Genomic DNA, 25,677 nt, shown 5'->3' on the forward strand with positions numbered 1-25,677 from the left:
GGCGTGACGGCCAGGCAGCGGCGCATCCTCCACCGCCTGGTGGAGGAGTACATCCGGACCAAGGCCCCGGTGCCCTCGGCGCGGATCGCCGAGGGCCTGGGGCTTTCCCCCGCCCTGGCCCGCTACGAGCTCATCGCCCTCGAGGAGATGGGCTACCTCACCAAGCCCCACGCCTCCGCCGGGCGGGTGCCCACCCGGCAGGCCTACCGCCAGTACTCCCTTTCCCTCCTCCCCCCCAAGCCCCTCCCCGAGGCCACCCAGGCCCGCCTGGAAAAGGCCCTGGAGGGGGCCAGGGAGCCCGAGGCCTTCCTGGTGAAGATGGCTTCCGGGCTTTCCGGCTACCCGGCCCTCCTCCACCTCAGGCCCAAGAAAGCCCCCAGGGTCCTCCAGGTCCACCTCTCCCCCTTGCCCGAAGGCACCCTGGCGGTCCTGGTGCTGGAGGGGGGGCGGTTGAAGGAAGCCCGGCTTCCCTTAAGCCTCTCCCCCGAAAGGCTCCGGCAGGCGGAGGAGGCCCTGGCCCGCCCCTTCACCCCCCCGGCCCAGCCCCCCCCGGGCCTGGAGGAGCTTTTCGCCCTTCTCCAGAGGGCCCTGTCCGGCGGGTTCTTCCTCACCTACCGGGAAGGCCTCTCCCAGGCCCTCAAGGAGCCCGAGGCCCAGGACCCGGGCTTCCTGGAGCGCCTGGTGCGCCTGTACGAGGCAGGGGGCGAGGACCTCCTCACCCCTCCCGGGGGCGTGGACGTGCGGGTGGGGGAGGTGGAGGGGCTTGCCCAGGTGCAGGCGGGCTTCCAGAAGGGGGAATGGCTAGGGGAGATCGTCCTCCTGGGGCCCATGCGCATGCGCTACCCCGAGGCCCTCTCCGTGGTCCTGGGGCTCACCCAGGTCTATACTGGGAGCCATGCGCGTTGAGGTCCGCCTCTTCGCCCTTTACCGGGAACAGGCCGGAAAAGACCGCCTCTTTTTGGAGCTTCCCGCGGGGGCCCGGGTCAAAGAGGCCAAGGAGGCCTTGGAAAGGCTCTTCCCCGGGCTTCGCCTGGAGGGGGGCATGGCGGCGGTGAACCAGGCCCTGGCGGGGGCGGAAACCCCCTTGAAGGAGGGGGACGAGGTGGCCTTCCTCCCCCCGGTCTCGGGAGGGCAGGATTCCTACGGCCTCACCCGGGAGGCCCTGGACCTAGGGGCCCTGGTGGCCTGGGCCACCGCCCCCGAGTACGGGGCGGTGGTGAGCTTCCTCGGCACCACCCGAAGCCCCAACCGGGGCGAGGAGGTGGCCCATTTGGAGTACGAGGCCTACCCGGAGATGGCGGAGAAGGTGATGGCGGAGATCCTCGCCGAGATGCGCGCCCGCTGGCCCCTAGGGCGCATCGCCCTCTGGCACCGCCTGGGCCGGGTGGACCCCGGGGAAGCCTCCATCGCCATCGTGGTCTCGGCCCGCCACCGCAAGGAGGCCTTCGCCGCCTGCCAGTACGCCATAGACCGGGTGAAGCAGGTCCTTCCCGTCTGGAAGAAGGAGTACCGCAAGGACGGGAGCTTCTGGGTGGAGGGCTTCGCCCCGGAGGACAAGCGGCTTTGACCTCCTTCGCCGCCATCGCCGGGCTCCTTCTCCTCGCCCTCTTCGCCCTACCCCTCCTCCTGGGGTTCCTTGCGGGAAGGGCCTTCCGGGAAGGCCGGGGCCGGGTGGGCCTGGGCCTCCTCCTCTTCGGGGCTTTCCTGGGCCTTTTGGCGAGGCCGAGGCCCTTGGGGCTCCTTCTCCTCCTCATGGGCCTCCTTTTGGGCTACGGGAGGCTTCGGCTATAATGGGGGGATGACCGAGCGGGCCCTGCGCCCCCTGACGGAGGAAGAGTACCTGGCCCTGGAGAGGGAAAGCCCCCTTCGCCACGAGCTTCTTGGGGGCCTTCCCTACGCCATGGCGGGGGCCAGCCTGGACCACAACCTCCTCGTCACCAACCTGGTGGCCCTCCTCAAACCCTTGGCCCGGGCCAAGGGGTGCAGGGTTTACAGCGAAACGGTGAAGCTCAAGCTCTCCGAGGACACCTTCTACTACCCTGACGTCATGGTGGTATGCGGCCCCAAGGCCCACCCCCTGTACGAAACCTCCCCCTGTCTGGTGGCGGAGGTGCTTTCCCCGGGCACGGAGGTCCAGGACCCGCGGGAGAAGCTTTCCCGCTACCTTCGCCTCCCGAGCCTTCTGGGCTACCTAATCTTGGAAAGCGGGCAGCCGGGAGGGGTTCTTTACCGGAGGACCCCGGAGGGGTTCCGGGAAGAGGCCTTAGGGGAAACCCTGGTTCTGCCCTGCCTCGAGGGAACCCTCCCCCTCGCCGCCCTCTACGAGGGGGTAGCATGAGGCCCATCCTGGAGCTCCTTCCCGAGGAGCTTCCCGGGGAGGGCTTCCGCAAAACCCAGATCGCCCACTGGATCTATGCCAAGGGGGTCTTGGACTTCTCCGCCATGACCGACCTCCCCAGGGACCTGCGGGAGGCCCTGGACCGGGAGTGGCGCCTCCTGGAGTTCTCCCTGGTCCAAGCCTACCCGAGCCAAGACGGGAGCGTGAAGTACCTCTTCACCCTCCTGGACGGCCAAAGGACCGAGGCCGTCTACATGCCCTACGAGAACCGCAAGACCGTCTGCCTCTCCAGCATGGTGGGTTGCCCCGCGGGGTGCAGTTTCTGCGCCACGGGGGCTTTGGGCTTCGGCCGCAACCTCACCGCGGCGGAGATCCTCTCCCAGCTCCTCGCCATCGCCCACCACCAGGGGATCTCCCCCCGGGAGATCCGGAACGTGGTCCTCATGGGGATGGGGGAGCCCCTGCTCAACCTGGGCAACGTCCTCAAGGCCATCCGCATCATGCTCCACAAGAAGGCCCTCGCCCTAAGCCCCAGGCGCGTCACCCTCTCCACCGTGGGCATCCCCAAGGGGATCCACCGCCTCGCCGAGGAAGACCTCGGGGTGCGGCTCGCCCTCTCCCTCCACGCCCCCGACGACGAGACCCGCAGGAAGATTATCCCCACCGCCCACCGCTACCCCATCGCCGAGATTCTAGAGGCGGTCCGCCACTACTACGCCAAGACCAAGCGGCGGGTCACCTTTGAGTACACCCTGCTCAAGGGGGTGAACGACCACCCCTGGCAGGCCAGGCTCCTCGCCAAGCTCCTCAAGGGCCTGAGCGCCCACGTGAACCTCATCCCCTTCAACCCCTGGGAAGGGGCCCCGGTGGAGGGCACGCCCAGGGCGGGCATCCTGGCCTTCGCCGAGGAGCTTAGGCGCCTTGGCGTCCCCACCTCCATAAGGTGGAGCCGGGGGCAGGACGTGGGGGCGGCCTGCGGCCAGCTCGCCCTCAAGACCCCCAAGCCCCTCGCCCTCACACCGCTTCCAGAAGGCGCCGGGCGATGACCAGCTTCAGGATCTCACTCGTCCCCTCACCGATGCGGGTCAGGCGGGCGTCCCGCCAGTAGCGCTCCACGGGGTAGTCCTTGATGTACCCGTACCCCCCGAGGACCTGGATGGCCTCGTCGCAGGCCCTCACCGCCACCTCGCTGGCGAAGAGCTTGGCCTGGGCGGCCTCGAGGGTAAAGGGCCTTCCCGCGTCCTTGAGCTCCGCCGCCTTGAGGTAAAGGAGCCTCGCCGCCTCCAGCCCCGTGGCCGCCTCCGCCAGCTTAAAGGAAACCCCCTCGAACTCGGCGATGGGCCTGCCGAAGGCCTCCCGCCCCTTGGCGTAACGGAGGGCGTAGTCCAAGGCGGCCTGGCCCAGGCCCACGGCCATGGCGGCGATGCCGATCCTGCCCCCGTCCAAAACCTTAAGGACGTCGTAAAAGCCCTTCCCCCGCTCCCCCAGAAGGGCCTCCTCGGAGAGGAAGAGGTCCTCCAGCACGAGCTGGACGGTGTCCGAGGCGTTGAGGCCAAGCTTCTCCTCCTTCCGCCCTACCCTTAGCCCCCGCTCGGGGCGGAAGAAGGCGAAGGCGGAGATGCCCTGGTGCTTCCGCTCGGGGCTCGGAGGGGGGTCGGTGCGGGCCACCACCACGTAGACCCCGGCCACGCTCCCTTGGGTGATGAACTGCTTGGTGCCATTGAGCCGCCACCCCCCCTCCACCTTCTCCGCCTTGGTCTTGAGGGCGGCGGCGTCCGAGCCCGAGCCCGGCTCCGTGAGCCCCCAAGCCCCCAAGGCCTCCCCGGAAGCGAGCTTGGGAAGGAAGGCCTCCTTCTGCGCCTCGCTCCCCGCGAGGAGGATGTGCCCCGTGGCCAGGGAGTTGTGGCTGGCCACGGTGAGGGCGAGGGCGCCGTCGTGGTAGGCGATGGCCTCCACCATGCGGGCGAAGAGCCGGGTGGAAAGCCCCGCTCCCCCGTAGGCCTCAGGCACCACCGCCCCGAAGACCCCGAACTGGGCCAGCTTCCGCACCAGGTCCCAGGGGAAGGCCCCGCTCCGGTCCCTCTCCCCCGCTCCTGGGGCCACCTCCGCCTTCAGAAACTCCCGGAAAGGCCCGAGCACCTGCCTTTCCTCCCGGCTTTCCTCAAACCACAGGGCCATGGTGGGTTCAGTATAACCTTTTTCCGCCCATAGGCAAAAATGCGTCATGCCCTTTGGCGCGAACCCTTCGTCCAAGCCCAGGCGTGGTACCGGGGGCAGCATGGGGTGGTATTAAAGTGGTCTCTCGGAGGATGCTCCTCCTCGCGGGCCCCACCGACGCGGGCAAGACCACCCTGGCCCTTCGCCTTCTGGAGCGGGCGGGGGAAGCCTACCTCCTGGATCTGGACCCGGGGCAGGGAGCCCTTCCCGGCACCTTCAGCCTCTTTCGCTACGGGAAGGGCCGCCTCTTTCTGGTGCGCCGGGCCCTGGTGGGGGCCCTCTCCCCCGTGGGGGTGGAGGCCAAGGCCCTGGTGGCCGCCCTGCGCCTAGCCCGCCTCATCCCCCCGGGAAGCCCGGCGGTGGCGGACACGGACGGGCTTCTGGACCCGGAGTACCGCCTCCTGCAGGCGGACGCCCTTAGGCCCACCGAGGTTCTGGTCCTGGGGTCCGAAGCCCTCTACCGGGCCCTCGCCTGGCGGGAGGACCTCCGGGTGCGCCTCGCCCAGGCCCTTCCCGAGGCCCGGAGGAAGCCCCCCGGGGAAAGGCGAAGGAACCGGCTGGAGAAGCTTTTCGCCCACTTCCAGGAGGCCAGGCCCCGGGCCTTTCCCCTCGAGGCCAAGGCCGAGCCCGGAAGGCTCTTCGGCCTTCTGGACGCCGAGGGCTTCTTTCTGGGCTACGCCAGGCTCCTCCTCGTGGAAGGGGAACGGGGCCTCTTCCTCACCCCGGTGGCGGGGGAGGTGGCCCGCCTCGAGGCCACCCGCCTCCTCCTCCCTACCCCCGCACTACCAGGTTGAGGATCTTCCCGGGGACGTAGATCTCCTTCACCACCTCCTTGCCCTCCAGGTGGGCCTGGACGTTCCGCACCTTAAGGGCCTCGGCCCGCGCCACCTCCAGGGGGGCGTCCTTGGGGATTTGGATCGTCCCCCGCACCCGCCCGTTCACCTGGACGGCCACCTCCACCAGGTCCTTCTCCAGGGCCTTCTCGTCCAGCTCGGGCCAGCCCGCCTGGAAGAGGCTATCGGGCCAGAACCAGTGCCAAAGCTCCTCGGCCAGGTGGGGGGCGAAGGGGAAGAGCATCTGCAGGTAGTAGCGGAGGGCGGTGCGGTAGACGGGGGTTACGGGGCGGTCCTTGCGGTACTCGTAGAGGGCGTTCAGGAACTCCATGAGGGCGGCGATGGCGGTGTTGAAGCGCAGGGCCTCGAGGTCCTCCGTGACCTTCTTCAGGGTCTCGTGGAGCTTCCGGTAAAGCTCCCGGTCCTTCCCCTCCAAAGCCTCCGCCTGGAAGACCCCGCTCGTCTGCAAAAGGGTCTCCCGGTCCTCGGCCACCCGCCTGTAGACGCGGTTCAGGAAGCGCCAGGCCCCCTGGACCCCCTCCTCGGTCCAGACCATCTCGTTCTCGGGGGGCGCGGCGAAGAGGATGGTAATGCGGGCGATGTCCGCCCCCTGCTCCTTCACGAAGGGCCCCACCATGACCCCGTTGCCCTTGGACTTGCTCATCACCGCGGGCTTCCAGAGGTGGAGGGTCCCGTCCTCGTGGGCCCTGAGCTCGGCCCCCATCTTCCGCACGTCCTCCAGGGAAAGCTCGCTTTGGGGAATCTCCAGGCGGATCCGGGTGGGCTCGGGGAGGCGCACCACGCTTCCTTCCACCCCCACGGGGCCGAAGTCCGTCCAGGCCAGGACCATCCCCTGGGTGAAAAGCCCCTGGAAGGGCTCCTCCACCTTCACCATCCCCAGGTCGTGGAGGAACTTGGTGAAGAAGCGGCTGTAGAGGAGGTGGAGCACGGCGTGCTCCACCCCGCCGATGTACTGGTCCACGGGCATCCAGAAGTCCGCCTTCTCGGGGTCAAAGGGAAGGCGGTCGTTATGGGGATCGGTGTAGCGCAGGTAGTACCAGCTGGAGTCAAAGAAGGTGTCCATGGTGTCCGTGTCCCGCCTGGCGGGGCCGCCGCACCTGGGGCAGGTGGTCTCGTAGAACTCGGGGTGGGCCTCCAGGGGGCTTTTCCCCTTGGGGCGGATGTCCTCCACGTCCTTGAGGTCGGGGAGGAGGACGGGAAGCTCCTCCTCGGGCACGGGCACCACCCCGCAAGCCTCGCAGTGGACCATGGGGATGGGGGTCCCCCAGTAGCGCTGGCGGCTTATAAGCCAGTCCCGGAGGCGGTAGGTGACCCGGCCCTTCCCCAGGCCCTTCTCCTCCAGCCAGGCGATGACCTTCCTCTTCCCTTCCTCGCTTTCCGTCCCGTCAAAGGGGCCGGAGTTCACCATGATCCCGGGCTCCTCGTAGGCCCTTTCCAGGGGCTCGGGAAGGGGCTCGCCGGGCCGCTCAATCACCTTCTTGATGGGGAGGCCAAACTTGGTGGCGAACTCAAAGTCCCGCTGGTCATGCCCGGGAACGGCCATGATGGCCCCGGTGCCGTAGCCATAGAGCACGTAGTCGGCGGTCCAGATGGGGATCCTCTCCCCCGTGGCGGGGTTCACCGCGTAGGCCCCGAGGAAGACCCCGGTCTTCTCCCTCCCCTCCGCCTGGCGCTCGATCTCCGTCTTGCGCTTGGCGGCCTCCACGTAGGCCAAGACCTCTTCCCGCCTCTTGGGGTCGGCAAGCTCCAGGGTCAGGGGGTGCTCCGGGGCGAGCACCAGGAAGGTGGCCCCGAAGAGGGTGTCGGGGCGGGTGGTGAAGACGGGGATCTTCGCCTGCTTCCCCTCCACGGGGAAGAGGATCTCCGCCCCTTCCGAGCGGCCGATCCAGGCCCTTTGCATGGCCTTCACCTTCTCGGGCCAGTTGAGGCCCTCGAGGTCCCGAAGAAGCCTCTCGGCGTAGGCGGTGATGCGCAGGTACCACTGCTCCAGCTCCCGCTTCTCCACCGGGGTGTCCTCGTGCCGCCAGCACCGCCCCTCCACCACCTGCTCGTTGGCGAGGACCGTCTGGCACTTGGGGCACCAGTTCACGAGGCCCTTCGCCCTATAGGCCAGGCCCTTTTCCCACATCTTGAGGAAGATCCACTGGTTAAAGCGGTAGTACTCGGGCTCGCAGGTGGTGACCTCCCGGTCCCAGTCGTAGAGGATGCCCATGAGCTCGAGGCTCTCCTTGGCCTGGCGGATGTTCTCGTAGGTCCAGTCCTTGGGGTGGACGCCGAACTTCAGGGCGGCGTTTTCCGCCGGCAGGCCAAAGGCGTCCCAGCCCATGGGGTGGAGGACCTCGTAGCCCTGCACCTTGCGGAAGCGGGCCAGGACGTCCCCCATGGTGTAGTTCTTCAGGTGGCCCATGTGCAGGTCCCCCGAGGGGTAGGGGAACATGACCAGGACGTACTGCTTGCCCCGTTTCCCCGGGACCTCCTTGGCCTTCATGAAGCCCTTCTCCTTCCAGAAGCGCTGCCACTTGGGCTCTATGGCGTGGGGGTTGTACTTCTCCATGCTTCCTCCTCAAAAAAGCCCTTCCCCTAGGGGAAGGGACGGCCAGGCCCCTTCCCGCCTCAGGGGGCTAGCCTGGCCCGGCGCATAGGCCTATCCTACTCCTTTTAGCATCCGGGAGGAAAGGCGCTACCCCGAAAGCTCCTGGGCCACCACCGCCCCCAAAAGAAGGGCGAAAAGCACCAGGTAAAGCCCCAAAAGGGCGAGGACAAACCCCGCCAGGGGACCGTAGAGGAGCTCGTACTGGGAGCGGGGAAGAAGCCTCGGCAGACCCAGGCGCACCCCCTCAAAGAGCGAGGCGGCGGCCGCCGCCCCGGCCGTTAGGGGAAGGAGGTCCTTAAAGCGGCCCACCCCCCGGAAGAGGGCGTAGGTGAGGAGGAAGAGGGAAAAGGCGGCGAGGAGGGAAAGAAGGCCTTCCAGGGGCCCGAGGAAGCCCCGCCAGGCTTCGGGCACGAACCGGAGGAAAAACCCCAGGGCCAGCCCCCCCAGGGCCAGGAGGATGAGGCCAAGCCCCAAGGCCAGGGGCATGAGGAGGCCCAAGAGGCGGTGGCGCAACCCCAGGGCCCGGCCGAAGACGAGCCCCAAGGCGTAGCTCAAGGCGGCGAAGAAGTTGCTGGCCGACCAGAGGAGGAGGAGGCCGCTCCCCAGGGTGAGGGGAAAGGCCCCCCGGGTGAGGAAGTCCAGGAGGCTTTGTGCCATCTCTGGTCGGGCGGGGAAGAGGGCCAAGGTGAGCTCCGTGAGGGCCTGGAAGACCTGGGCCCTGAGGAGGGGGTTTCCCGAGAGGAGGAAGCCGAAGAGGCCCACCAGGAGGAAGAGAAGGGGCATGAGGGAGAGGAGGGCGTAGTAGGCTAAGGCGGCGGCGAAGAAGGGGACGTGGGCCTCCTGGTAGCGCCGGTAGAACCGCCTAAGCAAGCCTTACCCCCGTTCCTGCCCCTCCCCCAGGGCCACCCACTTAAGGGTGGTGAGCTCCATGGGGCCCATGGGGCCGTAGGCGTGGAGCTTGGAGGTGCTGATGCCGATCTCCGCCCCAAGGCCCAGCTCAAAGCCGTCGTTGAAACGGGTGGAGGCGTTCCAGAGGACCAGACTCGCGTCCACCTCCTCCAGGAAGCGCCAGGCCGCCTTGGGGTCCTCGGTGCAGATGGCCTCGGTGTGCCGGGAGCCGTAGCGGGCGATGTGGGCCAGGGCCTCTTCCAGCCCCGAGACCACCTTGACCCGGAGGATGAGGTCCAAATACTCCCGGTCCCACTCCTCCTGGGCGGGGACCGCTTCTTTGAGGTAGGGAAGGGCCCGCTCGCAGGCCCTGAGCTCCACCCCCTTTTCCCGCATGGCCCTTTCCAGCCTGGGGAGGAAGGCCTCCGCCACCTTCTCGTGCACCAGGACGGCCTCGAGGGCGTTGCACACCGCGGGGCGCTGGGTCTTGCCGTTTAGGGCGAGGCGGAGGGCCATGGAGAGGTCCGCCTTCTCGTCCACGTAGAGGTGGTTCACCCCCTTGGCGTGGGCGAGGACGGGAACCCGGGCCTCCTTTTGCACGAGCCTTATGAGCTCCTCTCCCCCCCTCGGGATGAGGAGGTCCAGAAGCTCCAGGCGGCACATCTCCAAGACGGCCTCCCGGTGGGTGGTGGGGACGAGGGTGACCGCCTCCTCGGGAAGGCCCGCCTCTCCCAGGGCCTCGTGCCAGAGGGCCACCAGGGCCTGGTTGGAGCGGAAGGCCTCCTTGCCCCCCCTGAGGAGCATCGCGTTCCCCGCCTTCAGGGCCACGGAGACCGCCTCCACCGTGGCCCCGGGCCTCGCCTCGTAGATGAAGCCGATGAGGCCCAGGGGCACCCGCATCCTGCCCACCCTCAGGCCGTTCGGCCGTTTGGCCAGGCCCTCTATGCGCCCCAGGGGGTCGGGGAGGCGGGCGATCTGACGGAGGCCTTCCGTAAGGGTCTTCAGGTCCTTCTCCTTAAGGGCCAGCCGGTCCAGCTTGGCCCTGGGAAGCCCCGTTCTTTCCGCCTCCTCCAGGTCTTCCCGGTTGGCCCTCAGGACCTCGTCCCAGCGGGCCTCGAGGAGGTCCGCCATGGCGAGAAGGGCCCGGTCCCGGTTCCCCTTGGCGATCTCGGAAAGCCTCTTCCTCGCCCTTTCTGCCACTTCCCAAAGGCTCTGCGCCGTCATGCTTCCTCCCTCAGGGCCAGGTGGTCCCGGTGGACCACCTCCTCGGTGTAGCGGTAGCCCAGGATCTCCTCAACCTCTGCGCTTTTTCTGCCCTTAATGCGGACGATCTCCTCCGAGGCGTAGTTGGCGAGGCCCACCCCCACCTCCTCGCCCTCCTCCGAGAGGAGGCGGACCGCCTCACCCCGGGAAAACCTGCCCCGCACCTCCTTGACCCCGGCGGGAAGCAGGCTCGCCCCCCGCTCCTTTAAGGCCCGCACCGCCCCCCGGTCCAAAACGAGCTCCCCCTTGGGGCGGAGGAGGCCGAAAAGCCAGGCCTTTTCCCCCCGGTAGCGCCGCCTCGCGTGGAAGTAGGTGCCCAAGGGGGCCCCGGAGAGGGCCTCGAGGAGAACGCCTGGCCGCTTTCCGGGGAGGAGGAGGGTGGGGATCCCCACCCTTCCGGCGATGCGGGCGGCGAGGAGCTTGCTCCGCATCCCCCCGCTCCCCAAGGGGTTCCCCTCCCCGGCGTGGGCCAAGACGGCCTCCACGGACTCCACCTCGGGGATGGGCCTAGCCAGGGGGTTTTTCTTGGGGTCCTCCTCGTAGAGGGCGTCCACGTCGGAGAGAAGGGCAAGGAGGCCCGCCTCCACCAGGGCCGCCACCCGGGCGGAGAGCTGGTCGTTGTCCCCGAAGCGGATCTCCTCAAAGGCCACGGTGTCGTTTTCGTTGATCACGGGTACGACCCCCAGGTCCAGAAGGGCCCTTAGGGTGGCCTTGGCGTTCAGGTAGCGGCTTCTAGAGGAGAGGTCCTCGGCGGTGAGGAGGACCTGGGCCACAGGAAGGCCGAAGGGGGCGAAGGCCTCCTGCCAATGGGCCATGAGGAGGGGCTGGCCGAGGGCGGCGAGGGCTTGCTTTAGGGGCATGTCCTTGGGGCGCTCCCGAAGGCCCAGCCGCCGCATCCCCGCCGCCACCGCCCCCGAGGAAACCAAAACCACCTCCCGGCCCTCTTCCCGGAGCCTGGCGACCTGGCGGGCGATCTCCCCCAGAACCGCCCGGTCCAGCCCCCCCTCTCCGGCGAGAACGGCGCTCCCCACCTTCACCACCAGGCGTTTCGCGGAAAGCCCCGGCCGCATTAAGGCCTAGGATAGCACCTCTCATCCCCTCGCCCGCAGGCCCTGCTAGGGTGGGAGGGTGGGTCTTAGAACCCTCCTCCCCCTGGTTTGGGTCAGCCTCTTTGCGGCCTGCTCCGGGCCTTGGGTTAACCAGCCCCCAAAGCTCACCGCTTTTCAAGCCGGTCCCTCCGAAGGGGAGGCCCCCCTTACGGTGCGCTTCACCTGGAGCGCCCAGGACCCAGAGGGGGATGCGTTAAGGTGCGTCCTCGAGCCCGGAGATGGGGCAAGGCTGAGTCCAAGCCCCTGCGGGACGAGCTACACCTACACGTACACCGCCCCGGGGGACTACCGCGCTCGCTTACAGGTTCAGGACAAGAAGGGGGCCAGCGACTACCGAGAAACCCTGGTGCGGGTGTACGCCAGGAAAGACTTCACCCTCTCCCTGAATCCCACCAGCCTCACGGTGCAGCAGGGGTCTAGCGGCACCACCACCCTCACGGTAACGCCCCAGAACGGCTTCACAGGAACGGTGAACCTTAGCCTGGTGGCGGGGCAGGACCAGGTCCCAACCGGGCTTGACCTCTCCCCCAAGAGCGTCCAGGTCTCCGGGGCGAACCCCGTGTCCCAGAACCTCACCCTCAGCGCCCCTTCTTCCACCCTCACAGGCACTTACCGCCTGAAGGTACGGGGGACCTCGGGAAACCTCACCCGGGAGACGGAGCTCACCCTGGCCCTGAAGGCCTCCAGCGGGGACTTCTCCTTGGTCTTGGAAGGCTCCTTCCTCTCTGTTGCCCCAGGAAGCTCAGCCTACGTGCGACTCTCGGTCACGGGCACCTACACTGGGCAGGTAGACCTCTCCCTGGTGGACGATAGCGGCAACCCCTTCCGCGGGGTAAGCCTTTCCCCCACCAGCACCCCCGTACCCTCGGCGCCCATGCTGGAGCTCACCGCCTCCCCCAGCCTGGCCCAAGGAACCTACAGTCTGAAGGTGCGGGGCTCCGGTGGGGGTCTCGTGCGGGAAGCCCCCCTGACGCTCCAGGTTTCCGCCGCCTCCCCCCAAAACCTCCGCCTGGTCAAGACCGCGTGGGGGCAGACTGTCCTGAAGGAAAACCTGCGCCTGGTGGCGGGCAAACCCGCCCTCCTGCGGGTCCACCTGGTGGCGACGCCCAACCCCATCCCCCTGGCGCAGGCGCTCTCGGGCGCGGTCTACCTGGGAAACGCCTTCCAGGGCAACCTGACCTTCACCTGCCCCAACCCCATCCCCCTCGCCACCGAAGAGGGCAACCTCGCCACCACCTGCAACGCCACCCTGCCCGAGGCCTGGGTGGCCCCCGGGCTTCGGGTGGAACTCCGGGCCGACCCCAACAACCAGGTGGTGGAGACCGAGGAAAGCGACAACGCCCTCACCCTGAACCCCTCCGTGGGCCCGGGAACCGCCCTGTTCCTTACCGTGGTCCCCGTGGTGCACCAGGGGCAGACGGCGTCCGTACCCGGTTTCGGCCAGACCCTCTGGCGCGTCTGGCCCTTAAAGGAAACCCCCTACACCACCCGGGCCCCCTATACCTTCTCCGGCACCCTCTCAGGCCAGGACGCCAACGCCTGGAGCCAGCTCCTGGACGAGCTACGTCTCTTGCGCCAGGCGGACGGGAGCGGGCGCTACTACTATGGGTTCGTAAAGGTAGGCTACACCTCGGGCATCGCCGGGATCGGTTACATCGGCTACCCCGTGGCGGCGGGTTGGGACTACTCCCAAAGCGCTCCGGCGGTGATGGCCCACGAGCTCGGGCACAACTTCGGACGGGAACATGCCCCTTGCGGTGTAGGCGGGGACCCGAACTACCCCTACGTGGGCGGGAAAATCGGCACTTGGGGCTACGACCTGGCCAACAAGACCCTGAAGGATCCGGACCAGCACTACGACCTCATGAGTTACTGTGGTCCGCAGTGGGTCTCCGACTACAGCTACGAAGGGGCCCAAAGCTTCCTGGAGAACAACCCTCCAAGACCCCAGTCCCTCCCAGAAGCGGGCCTCCTCTTCTCGGGCCGCATCCGGGGGGATGAGGTGGTCTTCAACCCGCCCCTCTGGCTGAGGGCGGCCCCCGAAGGAAGGGCCTCCCCTTACCGCCTCGAGGTGGATGGCCTTTCGCTTCCCGTCTACCTCCTGGAGGACTCCGAGGGCACCCTGCACTTCCAGGCCCTGGCTCCGGTGGCCCCGTTCCGCCGGATCGCCCTCCTCCGGGACGGCGCCCTGCTTAAGGAGCGGGTCCAGGGTCCAAGGCCCCAGGCCGAGCCCCGGGTGGAGCTTCGGGAAGAGGGCCCCTCCCTGGTAGTCCGCTGGCAGGGTGACCCCTTCCTCTCGGTGTTCCACGTGGCCGGGGACGGGACCCGCACCGCCTTGGGCCTGTGGCACACGGGCGGGGAAGCCCGCCTCGCCCTCCAGAACCTCCCCCCCGGGGGGGCCTTTGAGGTCCAGCTCTCGGACGGGCTAGGGGTCCGGAGACAGCTCTTCCCCCGCTAGCCGGAAGCGCCCCCCCTCAAAGGCCACCCGCCCCTCCCGCCTGAGCCGCACCAGAAGGGCGAAGAGGCGGGCTTTGGTGAGGCCCGGGTGGAGGGGCCTGAGATCGGCGTGGAGCTCCTCCAGGGTACGTTCCCGCGCCAGGGCCTGAAGCAGAAGGGCTTCCAGGCGACGTTCCCGCACGCTGTCATTATTGACAAGCCCCCTTGGGGCGTGGTATGTTTGAGCTTGGCTTGGGCCCGTAGCTCAGTTGGATAGAGCGGCTGACTACGGATCAGCAGGTCAGGGGTTCGAATCCTCTCGGGCCCGCCAAGGAAAAGTCCCGGGTTGCTCCGGCGCCCGGGGCCTTTCCCTACAATGGGGCCATGAAGATCTACACCAAGACCGGGGACGCCGGCGAGACGGGGCTTTACGGGGCCGAGCGGGTGGTGAAGGCCCACCCCCGGGTGGAAGCCTACGGCACCGTGGACGAGGCCAATAGCGCCTTGGGCCTCGCCCGAAGCCTCCTTCCCAGGGAACACCTGGACCTGCAAGACCTCCTGGAGCGCATTCAAAACGCCCTCTTTGACCTGGGGGCCGACCTAGCCACCCGCATGGGAAGCCCCTACGAGAAAAACATCGCCCGCATGGACGCCGAGGACGTGGAGGCCTTGGAGAAGGCCATAGACCGCTACCAGGAGGAAAGTCCCCCCTTCCGGGGCTTCGTCCTCCCCGGGGGGCACCCGGCGGCGGCCGCGCTTCACCTGGCCCGCACCGTGGTGCGCCGCGCCGAGCGCAAGGTGGTGGCCCTAAGCCGGGAAGAGCCCGTGAACCCCGAGGCCATCCGCTACCTGAACCGGCTTTCCGACCTCCTCTTCGTCCTGGCCCGGGTGGTGAACGCCCGGGAAGGGGTTAAGGAAGAGGGGTGGCTGGTGAAGAAGCGCCGCTAGGGCCAGGGCTTGCCGTAGACCCGGACCTCGGAGTGGGGAAAGGCGGTTTCTAAAAGTTCTTTCAGGAACTGGGTGGCGCCGGGCAGAAGCCCGCCGCAGGGCCCTTCCATGTAGAGGAAAAGATAGCGGGGCCTCCTGGGGGACTGGGAAAACCCCAGGCACCCCTCGTACTCGGGGAAGTACTCGTAGAAAAGCTCCAGGAGGTCCTGCACCAGGTCCTTGGCCTCGGGCAGGGCCTCTATGGAGCTTTGGGGCTTGACCCAGAAGGTCATGGCCTTCACACCCCCATTATCGCCCCTCCGAGGGGAAATGGGTACTTGCAAAATGATATCACAATGCTATAATACCCTCGTGATCCGAGCGGAAGGGCTGTCCAAGCGCTACCGCCAGAGGGTGGCGGTGGAAGGGCTTTCCTTCCGTGTGGAGCCCGGGGAGGTCTACGCCCTTCTGGGCCCCAACGGGGCGGGAAAGACCACCACCTTGCGCATGCTGGCCACCCTGGTGCGCCCAAGCGGCGGAAGGGCCTATGTGGCGGGGTTTGACGTGGTGCGGGAGGCCCTTTCGGTGCGCCGCCATCTGGGCCTCGTGAACGGCGGGATGCGGGTCTACGAGAGGCTTACGGGAAGGGAGGTACTGGCCTTCTTCGCCGCCTTTTACGGCCTGAAGGGGCAGGCTTTCAGGCAAGCCTTGGACTGGGTGGTGGACCTCTTGCAAATGGAGGAAACCCTGGACAGGAAGGTGATGGAAATGTCCACGGGCATGCGGCAGAAGGTGGTCATCGCCCGGGCCATCCTCCACCGCCCCAAGGTCCTCCTCCTGGACGAGGCCACCGCTGGCCTGGACGTCTTCGCCCGCAGGGCTCTTCTGGACTTCGTGAAGGCCTACCGGGACCTGGGCCACGCCGTGGTGTACTCCACCCACGTCATGGGCGAGGCCGAGGAGGTGGCGGACCGGGTGGGGTTTCTGCACCAGGGGCGGCTGGTCTACGAGGGAAGCCGGGACGAGGCCCTGGCCCTAGGGGAGGGCAGCCTGGAGCGGGCCTTCGTCCGCGAGGTGGGGAGGGCGTGATGGAAGCCATCCTTAGGATTTTCCGGAAGGAGCTGGTCCAGGTCCTTCGCGACCGGAAGCTGGTCTTTTCCACACTGGTCCTACCCGTCCTGCTGATGCCACTTTTCATGTTCGGACCCAGCCTCTTCCTAAGCCGGCTCATGCAGGGAGCGGCGGAGAAGGTGCAGGAGGTGGCGGTGGCGGGGCTTCCCGAAGGGGCCCTAAGGGCCCTCGAGGCCGCCCGGCTCAAGCCCGTGCCGGTACCCGACCCCGAAGAGGCGGTGCGGGAAGGTCGGCACCCTGTGGGGGTGGCTTTCCGGGAAGAGGTTTACCGGATCTACGGCCGCCTGGCCTCCGGGCTCACGGAAAGCCAGGTGGCGGTGGAGAAGGCCAAGGGGGCCCTCCAAGCCCTCAAGGAGGCCCGGGTGGCCGAGGCCCTAAAGGAAGCCGGCCTGCCCCAGGAGGTTCTTTCCCCTTTCGGGGTGGAGGTGGTGGACGCCTCTCCCCCAAAGGAAAAGGCCGGGGGGCTTTTGGGCTTCCTCCTCCCCTTTTTCCTGGTGGTCTTCGTCCTCTCCGGGGGCCAGGTGGTGGCGGTGGACGCCACGGCGGGGGAGAAGGAGAAGGGGACCCTCGAGGCCCTTTTGGCCGCCCCTGTGCCCCTCCTGCAGATCGCCCTGGGGAAGACCCTGGCCACGGTGGCCATGGCCCTCCTCTCGGGGGTGGCGGGGCTTTTGGGCCTGGCCCTAGGGGGGGCCTTGAGCGCCCGCTTGGGCGGGGGCCTCCTCACGGAGAGGGGTGAGACCCTGGTCCTGGGAGGGCAGGTGAGCCTGGACGGAGGGAGTTTCCTCGCGCTCTTCCTCACCGCCTTTCTCCTGGCCCTCTTCATGGGGGCGGTGATGGTGGCCCTGGGGCTTTACGCCCGGAGCTTCAAGGAAGCCCAAAGCTACATGGCTCCCCTACAGCTTTTGGCCCTTCTGCCCCTCCTCTTCCTGCAGTTTAGGGGCTTTCTGGAGCTAACCACCTGGCACCACCTCCTTCCCCTCTTCAACGTGGCCCTCCTTATGGACGCCCTTCTAAAGGGAAGCGCCACCCCCCTGCAGGCGGGCCTCACCTGGGCCTCCACCCTGGCCTACGCCGCCTTGGCCCTGGGCCTTGCGGTGTGGGCCTTCGGGCGGGAAGAGGTGGTGTTCCGGAACTAGGAGGACGGGTATGCGCGAGGTAAAGGAGTTTCCGGCGTGGCGGGTAAGCGGCTTTTGGGGGCTTCTTCTCCTCCTTCTGGGCCTCCTCTGGCTCCTCTGGGCAGGAGCGGGGCTTTTCCGGGAAAAGGAGCTCTTCTACTTGTGGCACCTTGGGCCGGCCCTCCTGGCCTGCCTGCTCCTTTTGGCGGGCCTCTTCACGGTCCAGCCCAACGAGGCCGTAGCCCTGGTGTTTTTGGGAAGGTACGTGGGGAGCGTCCGGGAGGAGGGCTTCCACCTCGCCAACCCCCTGGCCCAGCGGAAGCGGGTCTCCCTCAGGGTCCACAACTTCACCTCGGACAAGCTCAAGGTGAACGACGCCCACGGCAACCCCATTGAGATCGCCGCAGTGGTGGTCTTCCGGGTGGTGGACACGGCCAAGGCCCTCTTTCAGGTAGAGAACTACCAGGCCTTCGTGGCCATCCAGTCGGAGGCGGCCATCCGGGCCCTGGCGAGCCGCTACCCCTACGACGCCGAGGGGAAGTCCTTAAGGGGAAGCCCGGAGGAGGTGGCGGAGGAGCTCAAGGCCGAGCTGGAGGAGAGGCTTAAGGTGGCGGGGGTGGAGGTCCTCGAGGCCCGCCTCACCCACCTGGCCTACGCCCCCGAGGTGGCCCAGGCCATGCTCCGCCGTCAGCAGGCCCTGGCGGTGGTGGCCGCCCGCAGGCTCATCGTGGAGGCAGCGGTGGGAATGGTGCGGGAGGCCCTATCGGGCCTGGAGGAGGCGGGGCTTTCCCTGGACGAGGAAAGGAAGGCGGCCATGGTGAACAACCTCATGGTGGCCCTGGTCTCCGAGGCCCAGGCCCAGCCGGTGGTGAACGTGGGCACCCTCTACGCCTAACCCCACCCCCGCCCCCCGCGGGAACAGGCAAAAGGTCCTGGAAAAGAGCGAAAGGTGAAGGGGAAACCGGAGGGAAAGAAGGCGTTTTTGCTGAGGCTGGACCCGAGGCTTTATCGGGTGCTGGAGAAATGGGCCCAGGACGAGCTCAGGAGCGTGAACGCCCAGATAGAATACCTCCTCAAGGAGGCGGCGAGGCGGGCGGGGAGGTGGCGGGATGAGGCTAACCCCGAAGAGGGACGGGAACCCTAGGGGGCTCTTCCGGGCCCTCTATTTGGCCTCCCTCGCGGCGCTTTTGGCCGTGGCCGCCACGGCCGAGGCCTCCGAGAAGCCCCTCTTCCTCGCCCTGGTGGCAGCGGATGGGCTCCTTATGGGAGCCCTCTTCCTCTGGCTTGCGAGCTTCCCGGAAAGGCTCTTCTACGAGCTTCAGGGGCCCTTCTTGGAGGTTCACCACCCCTTGGGGAAGCGCCAGGTCCACCGCTCGGAGGTGGCGACCGCAGGCCTCACGGCCTACGCCCTGCCCCTCCTCGCCTTCGGACCCAAAGCCGAGATGCCCGGATACTACCGGGTGCGCTTCCGCCTAAGGACAAAAGCCTTCCCCCAGGGGCTTCCCGTGGAAGCCTTCGTGGGGGCGAGGCGGGGGGAAGGGGTTCTCCTGGTCCTTAAGGACGGCACGGGCCTCCTCCTGAACCCGGAGGATCCCCGTCCCCTCCTCGCCTGGAAGGAGGGAGGATGAGGGCCCTCTACCTCGCCTTCGGCCTCTCCTGGACCCTGGCCCTTCTGGGCTACGCCCTAGGGGTGAGGCCGGGGACGCCCGTATACCTGGTCCTGGGAGGGGCCTACATGTGGATTCCGGGCCTCGTGGCCCTGCTCTTCGCCCGAAAGGAAGGGCTTTTTCTTCCCCTTTCCTTCCGCCCAAACCGCTTCTGGCTCTTTGCCTGGCTCTTCCCCGTGACCTTCACCCTCCTCTCCATCCCCCTAAGCCTTCCCTTCGCCCCCTGGAAAGGCCTGGCCTGGGCCTTTCCGGAGGGGCTTCCCGAAGTCGCCCTCTGGGCCCTGGTCCTCCTCCAAGGGCTCCTCGCCGGGGCCACGGTGAACCTCTTCTTCGCCCTGGGGGAGGAGCTCATGTGGCGGGGCTACCTTTGGGAAAGGTTACGGGGCCGGGGCTTCTGGCCCGCAAGCCTGGAGATCGGCTTCCACTGGGGGCTCTGGCACGCACCCCTGGTCCTTCTTTTCGGCCACAACTACCCCCACCACCGCCTCCTGGGGGTGGGCATGACGGTCCTCTTCGCCCTGGCCCTCACCCCTGCGCTCCTCTACGCCCGGGAGAAAGGGGGCTCCCTGTGGGCGCCCGCCCTCCTGCACGGCACCCTGAACGCCGTAGGGGGTCTTTCTCTCCTGGCGTTGGAGCGCACCCACGACGGGCTCGTGGGGGTGGTGGGGCTTCCCGGGCTCTTTCTCCTCTCCCTTTTCAACCTCTGGCTCAGGCGGCGGGTATAGTCAGGGAGATGGGCTTTCTGGTGCTTTCCGGCCTCTCGGGGGCGGGCAAGACCACGGCCAAGGGGTTCCTGGAGGACCTAGGGTATTTCATGGTGGACAACCTCCCCCCAAGCCTCTGGAAGCCCCTTCTGGAAGAGCTCGCTGCCCGGGGGGTGGAGCGGGCGGGGGTGGTGCTGGACGCCCGGGCCACGGCCTTCTTTGGTGATCTGGAGGGGGTCCTAGAAGAGCTTAAACCCACGGTGATCTACCTCGAGGCCCGCCCCGAGGTGCTCCTCCGCCGCTACAACCTCACCCGGAGGGTCCACCCCCTGGGGGCGGGCAACCTCCTCAAGGAAATCGGCGAGGAGCGGAAGATTCTGGCCCCTTTGCGGGAGAAAGCCCACCTCGTGCTGGACACCTCCGAGCTCTCCCCTAGGGCCCTTAAGGAGGCCCTTTCCCGCTTCCTGGGGGAGGAGGGGGGGTTTTTGCTCCGCCTTCTCTCCTTCGGCTTCAAGTGGGGGCCGCCCCAGGAGGCCGACCTCGTCCTGGACGTGCGACCCCTGCCCAACCCCCATTACGACCCCGCGCTACGGCCCAAAACCGGCCTGGACCCCGAGGTAAAGGCCTACGTCTTCCGGGAAGAGCAGGAGCCCTACTACCGGGCCCTCCTCGCCGTGGTGGGCCTGGCGGCGGAAGGGGCGAGGCGGGAGGGCCGGGCCTTTTACACCGTGGCCGTGGGGTGCACCGGGGGGCGGCACCGGAGCGTGGCCGTGGCGGAACGGCTCGCCGAGGAGCTGGCAAGCCGCTTCCGGGTGGAGGTGAGCCACCGGGATGTGGAGAAGGGGACCTAGCCCGGCGAAGGTCCTCCGGCGCTTCCCCGCCTTGCGCTGGCTGTACCCGGGGATGCGGGTCAAGCGCTACGCCGCCCTGGCCGGGCTGGGAGCCTTTCTGCTCTCCTGGGGGCTAGGCCCCCTTTTCCCGCCCCCTCCCCTTCCCGGCCCCCTCCTCTCCCTCCTGGGCCTCGGCCTCCTGGTGGGGGGTATCCGGGCCATGAACCGGAGCATGCTTTCCGCCTTCACCCGGCCCGAGGAAGTTCCGGAACGGGTTTACGTGCGCCGCAGGCTGGAGGGGGGCCCCAGGGTGGTGGCCTTTGGCGGGGGCACGGGCCTCTCCCGGGTCCTCAGGGGTCTAAAGGAGCACACCGCCCACGCCACCGCCATCGTGGCCGTCACCGACGACGGGGGGTCCACGGGGCGGCTTAGGCTGAGCTTCGGCCTTCCCGCCGTGGGGGACCTGGTGGACTGCCTGGCGGCGCTTTCCGACCACCCCGCCCTGCCCCGGCTTCTGGAGCACCGCTTTGACCGGGGGGAGGTGCGAGGGCACACCTTCGGCAACCTCTTCCTGGTAACCCTCAACGAGGTGGCGGGGGATTTCGCCGAGGCCATCCGGGAGGCCAACGCCATCCTGAACCTAAGGGGACAGGTCCTCCCCAGCACGCCGGAGGCGGTGCGCCTCCGGGCCCGCTTCCAAGATGGGGCCGAGGTGGAGGGGGAGGTGGCCGTCCGCGCCCGTGGGGGCCGGATCCGGGAGGTCTTCTTGTGGCCCGAGCCCCGGGAGGTGATGCCGGAAGCCCTCCAGGCCCTCCGCCGGGCGGAGCTTCTGGTGCTGGGGCCAGGAAGCCTCTACACCAGCGTGATTCCCAGCTTCCTGCCCCTCAAGGAAGCCCTGGCCCGGGCCAAAGCGCCCTTGGTCTACGTGGCCAACCTCATGACCGAGCCCGGGGAGACCGACGGCTACACCGCCTACGATCACTACAAGGCCGTGGCCTACCACCTGGGCCGAAGGCCCGAGGTGGTCCTGGTCCACACCGCCCCCATCCCCGAGGAGGTGCGGGCCCGCTACGCCCAGGAGGGCCGCTACCCCGTGGCCTTTGACCCGAGGCCCTTCGCCGTGGACGGGGTCCGGGTCCTCACCGGGGACTTCCGGGAGGAGGGTCCTTTGGCCCAGCACGACCCCAAAAAGGTGGTGGAGGCCCTCCTTTCCCTGGTATAAAGGTGGGCGTGCTCTTTCTCTTCCAAGACCCTTTAGGGGACGACCGGGGCCTGGCCTACCAGTACCCCCAGGCGGGCCTTTACCGGGAGGCGGGAGAGGGCTTCGCCGACCTGGTGGCGGTGGGGGGGGAGGCGCAGGAAGGTCGTCTCCTGCTGAAGGTGCGCCTCGCCCGCTACCCCAACCCCCTAGGGGGCCCCTTGGGCTTCAGCCTAGCCACGGTGGTCCTCTTTCTGGACACGGGAAACGGGGGGAGCGAAGAGCTGGTCCCCGGCCTCAAAACCCCCCCGGGGGAGGGCTGGGAGGTGGGCTTTTTCCTCACGGGCTTCGGGGTGGAGAGGCGAACCTCCTCCGGGGAAAAGTCCCCGGCCAGGGCCTGGCGGGAAGGGGAGTGGGTGGTGCTGGACACCGGCCTTTCCCCAGGGGACTACGGGGTGTACGCCGGGGTGGGCCTCTTTGACCCCTTTGCCCCCGGGTACCTTCGCCCCGGGAACCCTTCCGGTGGACCCTGGACCCTCCTCGCCCCTCCGGGAAGCCCCCCCCTGGTGGACCTGCTGGCGGAAAACCCCCTGGACCAGACCCGGGCTTACGAGAACGGCATTTTGAAACCCTCGAGACCCAAGCGCCTCCTCCTAAGGCGGGAAAGCCTCCTGGCCTTCGCCCTGGGAGGGGTTTCCCTGGTCCTCGCCTTTCTCTTAAGGCGCTAAGCGCCCGCGCCTTGGTTTCGCAACATGAGGTGCCCGAACCAAGGCTGGGGAAAAGCTTTTACCCCTTTGGCGTGAATCCTTCGCCCAAGCCCAGGTACGGAAGCCCTGCGGGCTTTTTGGGCCGGGGCCCCCATGCTGGCTTGGGCCAGCATGGGGTGGTATTAGAGGGGGCGCAGGTCCTCCAGGAGGAGCCAGCCCGTCCCCTGGGGAAGGGCCTCCAAATGGGCCTGCAAGGCTTCGGCCACCGCCTCGGCCAGGGGCTTGAGGGCCTCGGGGGGCTCCTCCGTGAGGAGGAGCAGGGTGAGCTGGTAGAAGCGCTGGGTGTGGGTGGGGGTGCCGTCCTCAAAAAAGGGCGTGGGGGGCGGCACCTCGTCCAGGAGAAGCCTGGCCCCCTGGAGTTCCCGGGGGAGGGAGGCCCTAGGGTCCAAGGAGGCCTCCTTGGGGTGCCAGAGGTAGCCCTGGAAGAGGCGGACGGCCCGCATGGCCCTCAGTCTACCTCCTCCAGGACCTCCCCCTCCAGGAGGTAGCGCCGGGGAAGCCTGCGGGAAAGGTGCACCGCCACCTCGTAGGGGATGGTCCCTCGGGCCTCGGCCCAGGCCAAAAGCCCCGTGGGGCCGAAGTCGGGGGAGAGGACCTCGAAGACCGCCTCGAGGCCCACAGGCCCCGGGAGCGCCACCGTGGTCTGGTCCATGGAGATCCGCCCGGCCACAGGGCAAAGGGTCCCCTCCGGCCCCTTCACGAAGCGCACCGCCCCCCGAGGAAGCCCGTCGGCGTAGCCCACGGGCAAGGTGGCGAGCCACTCCCCGCCCCGCGCCACGTACTCCCCGCCGTACCCCACCCGGTCCCCCGCCTTTAGGCGCTTCACCAGGGTGGGCTGGGCGAGGATTCGGAGAAGAGGCCTCAGGCCAAAGCCCGGGATAAGGCCATACAACGCGAGGCCCACCCGCACGTTCTCCCCCCCGTGGAGGAGGAGGCCCAAGGAGTTCTCCAGGTGGTAGAAGTACCCCTCCCCCAGGGCCCTTCTTACCTCCTGGAAGCGGCGCCTCTGCACCTCCACGAAGGCCTCCTCCTCCCCGGCGGTGGCCAAATGGCTGTAGATTCCTTCCACCCTTACCCCCAGGGCCTCCGCCGCCCGAAGGGCCTCCCTAGCCTCCTCCCAAGGGAAGCCCACCCGGTTCATGCCCGTGTCCACCTTGAGATGGGCCTTGGGAAGGAGGCCCAGGGCCCTCGCCCTTTGGGCCAGGGCCTCGGCGGCCTCGAGGGTGGAAAGGCTCGGGGTGAGCCCCCACCGCAAGGCCTCCTCGGCCTCCAGGGGGTGGAGGCTTCCCAGAAGGAGGACCTCCCCCCGCACGCCCCCCCGCCGCAGGGCCCGCCCCTCGGCCAGGGTGGCCACGGCGAAACGCCCCACGCCCCTGGCCTCCAGGAAGCGGGCCAGGGGCAGGGCCCCGTGCCCGTAGGCGTCGGCCTTGAGGACGGGGATGACCTCCCCGCGGGCCTTTTCCCTCAGGAGGAGGTAGTTCCCCCAGAGGGCGCCGAGGTCCACCTCTATCCAGGCTCGAGCTTCCATCAGTCCTCCAAAAGCCCCACGAAGCGGTGGGGGTCGGGGTCCAGCCGGAACTTGCGCCGGTCCAGGTGGGAAAGGAGGGCCTCGAGGCGCTGGGTGGTCCCCTTGAGGAGCAAGTGGTAGAGGTAAAACCCCTTCACCCGGGGAACCGGGGCGGGGGCCGGGCCCAGGACCTCCCCCTCCTCGGCCACGCCCTCCAGGGCCGCCTTCAGGGCGAAGGCCGCCTCCAGGGCCCTCTCCTCCCGCCGGTGGCGCACCTCCAGCTTCACCATGCGCACCTTGGGGGGGTAGTCTAAAGCCTCCCGCAGGGCCTTTTCCGCCCAGGGGAAGGCCTCCACACTCCCCTCCAAAAGGCCCTGGTGGGCGGGGTGGTCGGGGGTGTAGGTCTGGAGGACAAGGAGAGGGCGCCTTCCCGGCCTGAGTTCCGTGAGGGCCCAAAGGAGCCGGTGGTACCGCTCCGCCGCGCGGAAATCGCTCTCGTAAAGAAACCCGTCGGCGTAGGGCAGGAGGACGAGGGCGAGCTCCGGCAGGGTGGGCCCCCGGAGAAGGGCCGTGGTCCCCAGCACCACCCCGGGCTCCCCCTGGAGGAGGGGGGAGAGGTCATCCTTGGCCTCCTTGGCGTAGCGAAAAAGGGGAAGGGAAAGGCGCGCCTTTAACTCCTCCCAAAGCCACTCCAGCCCGGGCCCCTTGGGCTCCAGAAGGGGGGAGTGGCACCGGGGGCAAAGAGGGGGCGGAGGCTCCTCGTGGCCGCACTGGTGGCAGAGGAGGCGGCTTGGGCGGTGGTAACGCAAAGGCAGGGCGCAGTGGGGGCAGGAAGGCTTGTAGCCGCAGTCGGGGCAGAGGAGGAAGGCGCTGTACCCCTTCCGGGGCGCCAGGACCACCGCCTGCCTTCCCCGCTCCTCCACCTGCTTCAAAAGGGCCAGGGCCTTTCCCGCGAAGGGGTACCCTTTCTCCCGCCTGAGGTCCAGGAGGAGGACCCGCGGCCTGGGCACAGGGAAGGTGAGGCCGGGCTTCTCCAGCACCTCCACCGCCGGCACCAGGGAAAGGTAGGTGAGGGGCACCTTGAGGAGCCTGGCCCGAAGCTCGGCCAAAGGGGGAAGGAAGGCCCGGCTCCCCGAGGGGAGCTTATAGCTTTCGCTCCCCTCCTCCACCACCACCAAAGAACGGGGGGTGAAGGGCAGGAGAAGCCCCCCGTAGGTGGCGAAGACCAGGCCCTGGGGGTTTTGAAAGAAGGCCTCCCGCTCCTTCGGGGAAAGCCCCCCGTGGTAGGCCCTGGCCTCGGGGAAAAAGGCCAGGAAGCGCTCCAAAAGGCTCACCTCGGGGAAGAGGACCAGGTGGTCCCCCTCCGCCACCAGGCCCTTTAGAAGACGGAGCCTTTCGGAGAACCTACCCCCGTTCAGGCGCTCGGGACGCTCGGGCAAGGGAAGGGGCTCCAGGGAAGGGCCGGAAGGGCGGGGCTTGGGGGGAGGTCCCTGGCCGATGTACCCCTCCTGCAAAAGGCGCCTCACCCTCCCCACCCCCACCCCCGCCGCCCGGGCCAGGGCCGCCTGGCTTTCCGCGTGGCCCAGGGCCCAGAGCACCTGGAGCACCCGGCCCATCTCGGGGTCGGGGTGGGCCTCCTTTAGGGGGAGGAGGACCGTTCTTCCCTCCTTGAAGGCCACCTCCTCCTCCAGGACCCCCGCCTCCCGCAGGAGGTCCAAAAGCTTGGGGTCAAAGCCCTTGGCCTCCTGCCATTCCGCCAGGGCCTCGAGGCCCCGGGGAAGCACCCTGGGGTCGGCCCCCGGATAAAGCCGCACCCGGTGGCGCACCTCGGGAAAGGGGGGCAGGAAGTCCGCCAGGACCTGGCCCAAGGGGGCGAAGAGGTACCTGGCCGCCTCCTCCAGGAAAGCGATCTCCTCCCGGCGCAGATAGGGCCTAAGGTCCAGGTAGGCGATGGCGTGGCGCAGGGCGTGCCCCTTATGGGCCTCCTCCTCCCCCACCACCACCCCGAGGCGCACCTCCCCCCGCCAGGGGACGGCCACCCGCCGCCCCACGCCCTCCCCCTCCTCCCCCAAGGGAGGCAGGTAGCTCATGGGGGGCAAGGGCAGGGGAAGGGTCACCCGGAGGGCCCGCATA

At 68.3% G+C, this 25,677-nt stretch carries 27 protein-coding genes and 1 tRNA gene; 18 read left to right on the top strand and 10 right to left on the bottom strand.

Annotated features, from left to right (window positions below; translation table 11 throughout):
• Window positions 1-3 precede the first annotated feature (3 nt).
• Genes ACY5J6_RS12045 through rlmN form a run of 5 tightly spaced genes read left to right on the top strand, consistent with a single transcriptional unit; the run spans window position 4 to window position 3,384 of the window.
• A complete protein-coding gene (locus ACY5J6_RS12045; RefSeq protein ID WP_462845369.1) occupies window positions 4-906 on the top strand; it encodes an HrcA family transcriptional regulator in 903 nt (300 codons plus the stop codon).
• The gene (locus ACY5J6_RS12050; protein ID WP_462845370.1) at window positions 896-1,567 is read left to right on the top strand and encodes a molybdenum cofactor biosynthesis protein; all 672 of its coding nucleotides are present in this window, start codon (window positions 896-898) and stop codon (window positions 1,565-1,567) included. The genes ACY5J6_RS12045 and ACY5J6_RS12050 overlap by 11 nt, the downstream gene beginning before the upstream one ends.
• Window positions 1,564-1,791: a hypothetical protein gene (locus tag ACY5J6_RS12055; protein WP_462845371.1), complete on the top strand. Its 228-nt coding sequence runs from the start codon at window positions 1,564-1,566 to the stop codon at window positions 1,789-1,791. The genes ACY5J6_RS12050 and ACY5J6_RS12055 overlap by 4 nt, the downstream gene beginning before the upstream one ends.
• 7 nt (window positions 1,792-1,798) lie before the next feature.
• Complete coding sequence (locus ACY5J6_RS12060) at window positions 1,799-2,338, top strand: Uma2 family endonuclease (protein ID WP_462845372.1); 540 nt, start codon at window positions 1,799-1,801, stop codon at window positions 2,336-2,338.
• The gene (rlmN, locus tag ACY5J6_RS12065) at window positions 2,335-3,384 is read left to right on the top strand and encodes a dual-specificity RNA methyltransferase RlmN (RefSeq protein WP_462845373.1); all 1,050 of its coding nucleotides are present in this window, start codon (window positions 2,335-2,337) and stop codon (window positions 3,382-3,384) included. The genes ACY5J6_RS12060 and rlmN overlap by 4 nt, the downstream gene beginning before the upstream one ends.
• Here rlmN and ACY5J6_RS12070 read toward each other — a convergent pair.
• Window positions 3,353-4,516 carry an acyl-CoA dehydrogenase family protein gene (locus tag ACY5J6_RS12070; protein WP_462845374.1) on the bottom strand — a complete coding sequence of 388 codons (1,164 nt, stop codon included), beginning with the start codon at window positions 4,514-4,516 and terminating at the stop codon, window positions 3,353-3,355. The genes rlmN and ACY5J6_RS12070 overlap by 32 nt on opposite strands.
• A gap of 131 nt (window positions 4,517-4,647) precedes the next feature.
• Between ACY5J6_RS12070 and ACY5J6_RS12075 the strand changes: the two genes are divergently transcribed.
• Window positions 4,648-5,349 carry a Clp1/GlmU family protein gene (locus tag ACY5J6_RS12075; protein WP_462845375.1) on the top strand — a complete coding sequence of 234 codons (702 nt, stop codon included), beginning with the start codon at window positions 4,648-4,650 and terminating at the stop codon, window positions 5,347-5,349.
• Here ACY5J6_RS12075 and leuS read toward each other — a convergent pair.
• The 4 genes from leuS to proB form a co-directional block, all read right to left on the bottom strand.
• Complete coding sequence (gene leuS / locus ACY5J6_RS12080) at window positions 5,327-7,963, bottom strand: leucine--tRNA ligase (protein ID WP_462845376.1); 2,637 nt, start codon at window positions 7,961-7,963, stop codon at window positions 5,327-5,329. The genes ACY5J6_RS12075 and leuS overlap by 23 nt on opposite strands.
• Before the next feature lie 126 nt (window positions 7,964-8,089).
• Complete coding sequence (locus ACY5J6_RS12085) at window positions 8,090-8,872, bottom strand: YhjD/YihY/BrkB family envelope integrity protein (RefSeq protein ID WP_462845377.1); 783 nt, start codon at window positions 8,870-8,872, stop codon at window positions 8,090-8,092.
• A 3-nt stretch (window positions 8,873-8,875) separates the two neighbouring features.
• Complete coding sequence (locus tag ACY5J6_RS12090; RefSeq protein ID WP_462845378.1) at window positions 8,876-10,114, bottom strand: glutamate-5-semialdehyde dehydrogenase; 1,239 nt, start codon at window positions 10,112-10,114, stop codon at window positions 8,876-8,878.
• On the bottom strand, window positions 10,111-11,223 hold the full coding sequence (gene proB, locus ACY5J6_RS12095) for a glutamate 5-kinase (protein ID WP_462845379.1): 1,113 nt from the start codon (window positions 11,221-11,223) through the stop codon (window positions 10,111-10,113). Before proB ends, ACY5J6_RS12090 begins: the two co-directional genes overlap by 4 nt.
• A 58-nt stretch (window positions 11,224-11,281) precedes the next feature.
• Here proB and ACY5J6_RS12100 point away from each other — a divergent pair, with 58 nt between their 5' ends.
• Window positions 11,282-13,720: a PKD domain-containing protein gene (locus ACY5J6_RS12100; RefSeq protein WP_462845380.1), complete on the top strand. Its 2,439-nt coding sequence runs from the start codon at window positions 11,282-11,284 to the stop codon at window positions 13,718-13,720.
• Here the strand turns inward: ACY5J6_RS12100 and ACY5J6_RS12105 are convergent.
• A complete protein-coding gene (locus ACY5J6_RS12105; protein WP_462845381.1) occupies window positions 13,688-13,900 on the bottom strand; it encodes a hypothetical protein in 213 nt (70 codons plus the stop codon). The genes ACY5J6_RS12100 and ACY5J6_RS12105 overlap by 33 nt on opposite strands.
• A 52-nt stretch (window positions 13,901-13,952) precedes the next feature.
• On the opposite strand from ACY5J6_RS12105, the gene ACY5J6_RS12110 reads away from it, so the two are divergent.
• Window positions 13,953-14,029, top strand: a tRNA-Arg gene (locus tag ACY5J6_RS12110).
• A gap of 53 nt (window positions 14,030-14,082) precedes the next feature.
• Window positions 14,083-14,646, top strand: a complete 564-nt coding sequence (locus ACY5J6_RS12115; protein WP_462845382.1) for a cob(I)yrinic acid a,c-diamide adenosyltransferase — start codon at window positions 14,083-14,085, stop codon at window positions 14,644-14,646.
• On the opposite strand, the gene ACY5J6_RS12120 is transcribed toward ACY5J6_RS12115, so the two are convergent.
• Complete coding sequence (locus tag ACY5J6_RS12120) at window positions 14,643-14,918, bottom strand: hypothetical protein (RefSeq protein WP_462846535.1); 276 nt, start codon at window positions 14,916-14,918, stop codon at window positions 14,643-14,645. The genes ACY5J6_RS12115 and ACY5J6_RS12120 overlap by 4 nt on opposite strands.
• A 79-nt stretch (window positions 14,919-14,997) precedes the next feature.
• Between ACY5J6_RS12120 and ACY5J6_RS12125 the strand changes: the two genes are divergently transcribed.
• Genes ACY5J6_RS12125 through ACY5J6_RS12165 form a run of 9 tightly spaced genes read left to right on the top strand, consistent with a single transcriptional unit; the run spans window position 14,998 to window position 21,998 of the window.
• Window positions 14,998-15,714 (top strand): ATP-binding cassette domain-containing protein, encoded by a 717-nt coding sequence (locus ACY5J6_RS12125; RefSeq protein WP_462845383.1) that lies wholly within the window; start codon window positions 14,998-15,000, stop codon window positions 15,712-15,714.
• A complete protein-coding gene (locus ACY5J6_RS12130; RefSeq protein WP_462845384.1) occupies window positions 15,714-16,892 on the top strand; it encodes an ABC transporter permease in 1,179 nt (392 codons plus the stop codon). The genes ACY5J6_RS12125 and ACY5J6_RS12130 overlap by 1 nt, the downstream gene beginning before the upstream one ends.
• A gap of 10 nt (window positions 16,893-16,902) precedes the next feature.
• Window positions 16,903-17,766 (top strand): SPFH domain-containing protein, encoded by an 864-nt coding sequence (locus ACY5J6_RS12135; RefSeq protein WP_462845385.1) that lies wholly within the window; start codon window positions 16,903-16,905, stop codon window positions 17,764-17,766.
• A gap of 54 nt (window positions 17,767-17,820) precedes the next feature.
• On the top strand, window positions 17,821-18,015 hold the full coding sequence (locus tag ACY5J6_RS12140) for a type II toxin-antitoxin system antitoxin (protein WP_022797540.1): 195 nt from the start codon (window positions 17,821-17,823) through the stop codon (window positions 18,013-18,015).
• Window positions 17,981-18,499 (top strand): hypothetical protein, encoded by a 519-nt coding sequence (locus tag ACY5J6_RS12145; RefSeq protein WP_462845386.1) that lies wholly within the window; start codon window positions 17,981-17,983, stop codon window positions 18,497-18,499. The genes ACY5J6_RS12140 and ACY5J6_RS12145 overlap by 35 nt, the downstream gene beginning before the upstream one ends.
• Window positions 18,496-19,263, top strand: a complete 768-nt coding sequence (locus tag ACY5J6_RS12150; protein ID WP_462845387.1) for a lysostaphin resistance A-like protein — start codon at window positions 18,496-18,498, stop codon at window positions 19,261-19,263. Before ACY5J6_RS12145 ends, ACY5J6_RS12150 begins: the two co-directional genes overlap by 4 nt.
• A gap of 8 nt (window positions 19,264-19,271) precedes the next feature.
• Window positions 19,272-20,093 carry an RNase adapter RapZ gene (gene rapZ, locus ACY5J6_RS12155; protein WP_462845388.1) on the top strand — a complete coding sequence of 274 codons (822 nt, stop codon included), beginning with the start codon at window positions 19,272-19,274 and terminating at the stop codon, window positions 20,091-20,093.
• Window positions 20,094-20,145: 52 nt separating this feature from the next.
• Entirely contained in the window at window positions 20,146-21,294 is a 1,149-nt protein-coding gene (locus ACY5J6_RS12160; protein WP_462846536.1) for a gluconeogenesis factor YvcK family protein, read from the top strand.
• Window positions 21,295-21,302: 8 nt separating this feature from the next.
• Window positions 21,303-21,998 carry a glucodextranase DOMON-like domain-containing protein gene (locus tag ACY5J6_RS12165; protein ID WP_462845389.1) on the top strand — a complete coding sequence of 232 codons (696 nt, stop codon included), beginning with the start codon at window positions 21,303-21,305 and terminating at the stop codon, window positions 21,996-21,998.
• A 161-nt stretch (window positions 21,999-22,159) separates the two neighbouring features.
• Here ACY5J6_RS12165 and ACY5J6_RS12170 read toward each other — a convergent pair whose 3' ends face one another.
• The 3 genes from ACY5J6_RS12170 to ACY5J6_RS12180 are packed head-to-tail and all read right to left on the bottom strand — an operon-like array spanning window position 22,160 to window position 25,676.
• On the bottom strand, window positions 22,160-22,480 hold the full coding sequence (locus ACY5J6_RS12170; RefSeq protein WP_462845390.1) for a DUF3208 domain-containing protein: 321 nt from the start codon (window positions 22,478-22,480) through the stop codon (window positions 22,160-22,162).
• A gap of 5 nt (window positions 22,481-22,485) precedes the next feature.
• The gene (gene alr, locus ACY5J6_RS12175) at window positions 22,486-23,565 is read right to left on the bottom strand and encodes an alanine racemase (RefSeq protein WP_462845391.1); all 1,080 of its coding nucleotides are present in this window, start codon (window positions 23,563-23,565) and stop codon (window positions 22,486-22,488) included.
• Entirely contained in the window at window positions 23,565-25,676 is a 2,112-nt protein-coding gene (locus ACY5J6_RS12180; protein ID WP_462845392.1) for a primosomal protein N' family DNA-binding protein, read from the bottom strand. The genes alr and ACY5J6_RS12180 overlap by 1 nt, the downstream gene beginning before the upstream one ends.
• Window position 25,677 lies beyond the last annotated feature (1 nt).

The organism is Thermus sp. H19.2 (assembly GCF_054979525.1).

Bases quoted from the DNA above. Each gene is read 5' to 3' on its own strand.
- proB (WP_462845379.1), bottom strand. From the start codon at position 11,223: ATGCGGCCGGGGCTTTCCGCGAAACGCCTGGTGGTGAAGGTGGGGAGC.
- alr (WP_462845391.1), bottom strand. From the start codon at position 23,565: ATGGAAGCTCGAGCCTGGATAGAGGTGGACCTCGGCGCCCTCTGGGGG.
- ACY5J6_RS12130 (WP_462845384.1), top strand. From the start codon at position 15,714: ATGGAAGCCATCCTTAGGATTTTCCGGAAGGAGCTGGTCCAGGTCCTT.
- ACY5J6_RS12160 (WP_462846536.1), top strand. From the start codon at position 20,146: ATGCGGGTCAAGCGCTACGCCGCCCTGGCCGGGCTGGGAGCCTTTCTG.
- rlmN (WP_462845373.1), top strand. From the start codon at position 2,335: ATGAGGCCCATCCTGGAGCTCCTTCCCGAGGAGCTTCCCGGGGAGGGC.
- ACY5J6_RS12070 (WP_462845374.1), bottom strand. From the start codon at position 4,516: ATGGCCCTGTGGTTTGAGGAAAGCCGGGAGGAAAGGCAGGTGCTCGGG.
- ACY5J6_RS12170 (WP_462845390.1), bottom strand. From the start codon at position 22,480: ATGCGGGCCGTCCGCCTCTTCCAGGGCTACCTCTGGCACCCCAAGGAG.
- ACY5J6_RS12150 (WP_462845387.1), top strand. From the start codon at position 18,496: ATGAGGGCCCTCTACCTCGCCTTCGGCCTCTCCTGGACCCTGGCCCTT.
- ACY5J6_RS12120 (WP_462846535.1), bottom strand. From the start codon at position 14,918: ATGACCTTCTGGGTCAAGCCCCAAAGCTCCATAGAGGCCCTGCCCGAG.
- ACY5J6_RS12115 (WP_462845382.1), top strand. From the start codon at position 14,083: ATGAAGATCTACACCAAGACCGGGGACGCCGGCGAGACGGGGCTTTAC.
- ACY5J6_RS12060 (WP_462845372.1), top strand. From the start codon at position 1,799: ATGACCGAGCGGGCCCTGCGCCCCCTGACGGAGGAAGAGTACCTGGCC.
- ACY5J6_RS12090 (WP_462845378.1), bottom strand. From the start codon at position 10,114: ATGACGGCGCAGAGCCTTTGGGAAGTGGCAGAAAGGGCGAGGAAGAGG.
- ACY5J6_RS12145 (WP_462845386.1), top strand. From the start codon at position 17,981: ATGAGGCTAACCCCGAAGAGGGACGGGAACCCTAGGGGGCTCTTCCGG.
- ACY5J6_RS12050 (WP_462845370.1), top strand. From the start codon at position 896: ATGCGCGTTGAGGTCCGCCTCTTCGCCCTTTACCGGGAACAGGCCGGA.
- rapZ (WP_462845388.1), top strand. From the start codon at position 19,272: ATGGGCTTTCTGGTGCTTTCCGGCCTCTCGGGGGCGGGCAAGACCACG.
- ACY5J6_RS12075 (WP_462845375.1), top strand. From the start codon at position 4,648: ATGCTCCTCCTCGCGGGCCCCACCGACGCGGGCAAGACCACCCTGGCC.
- leuS (WP_462845376.1), bottom strand. From the start codon at position 7,963: ATGGAGAAGTACAACCCCCACGCCATAGAGCCCAAGTGGCAGCGCTTC.
- ACY5J6_RS12180 (WP_462845392.1), bottom strand. From the start codon at position 25,676: ATGCGGGCCCTCCGGGTGACCCTTCCCCTGCCCTTGCCCCCCATGAGC.
- ACY5J6_RS12135 (WP_462845385.1), top strand. From the start codon at position 16,903: ATGCGCGAGGTAAAGGAGTTTCCGGCGTGGCGGGTAAGCGGCTTTTGG.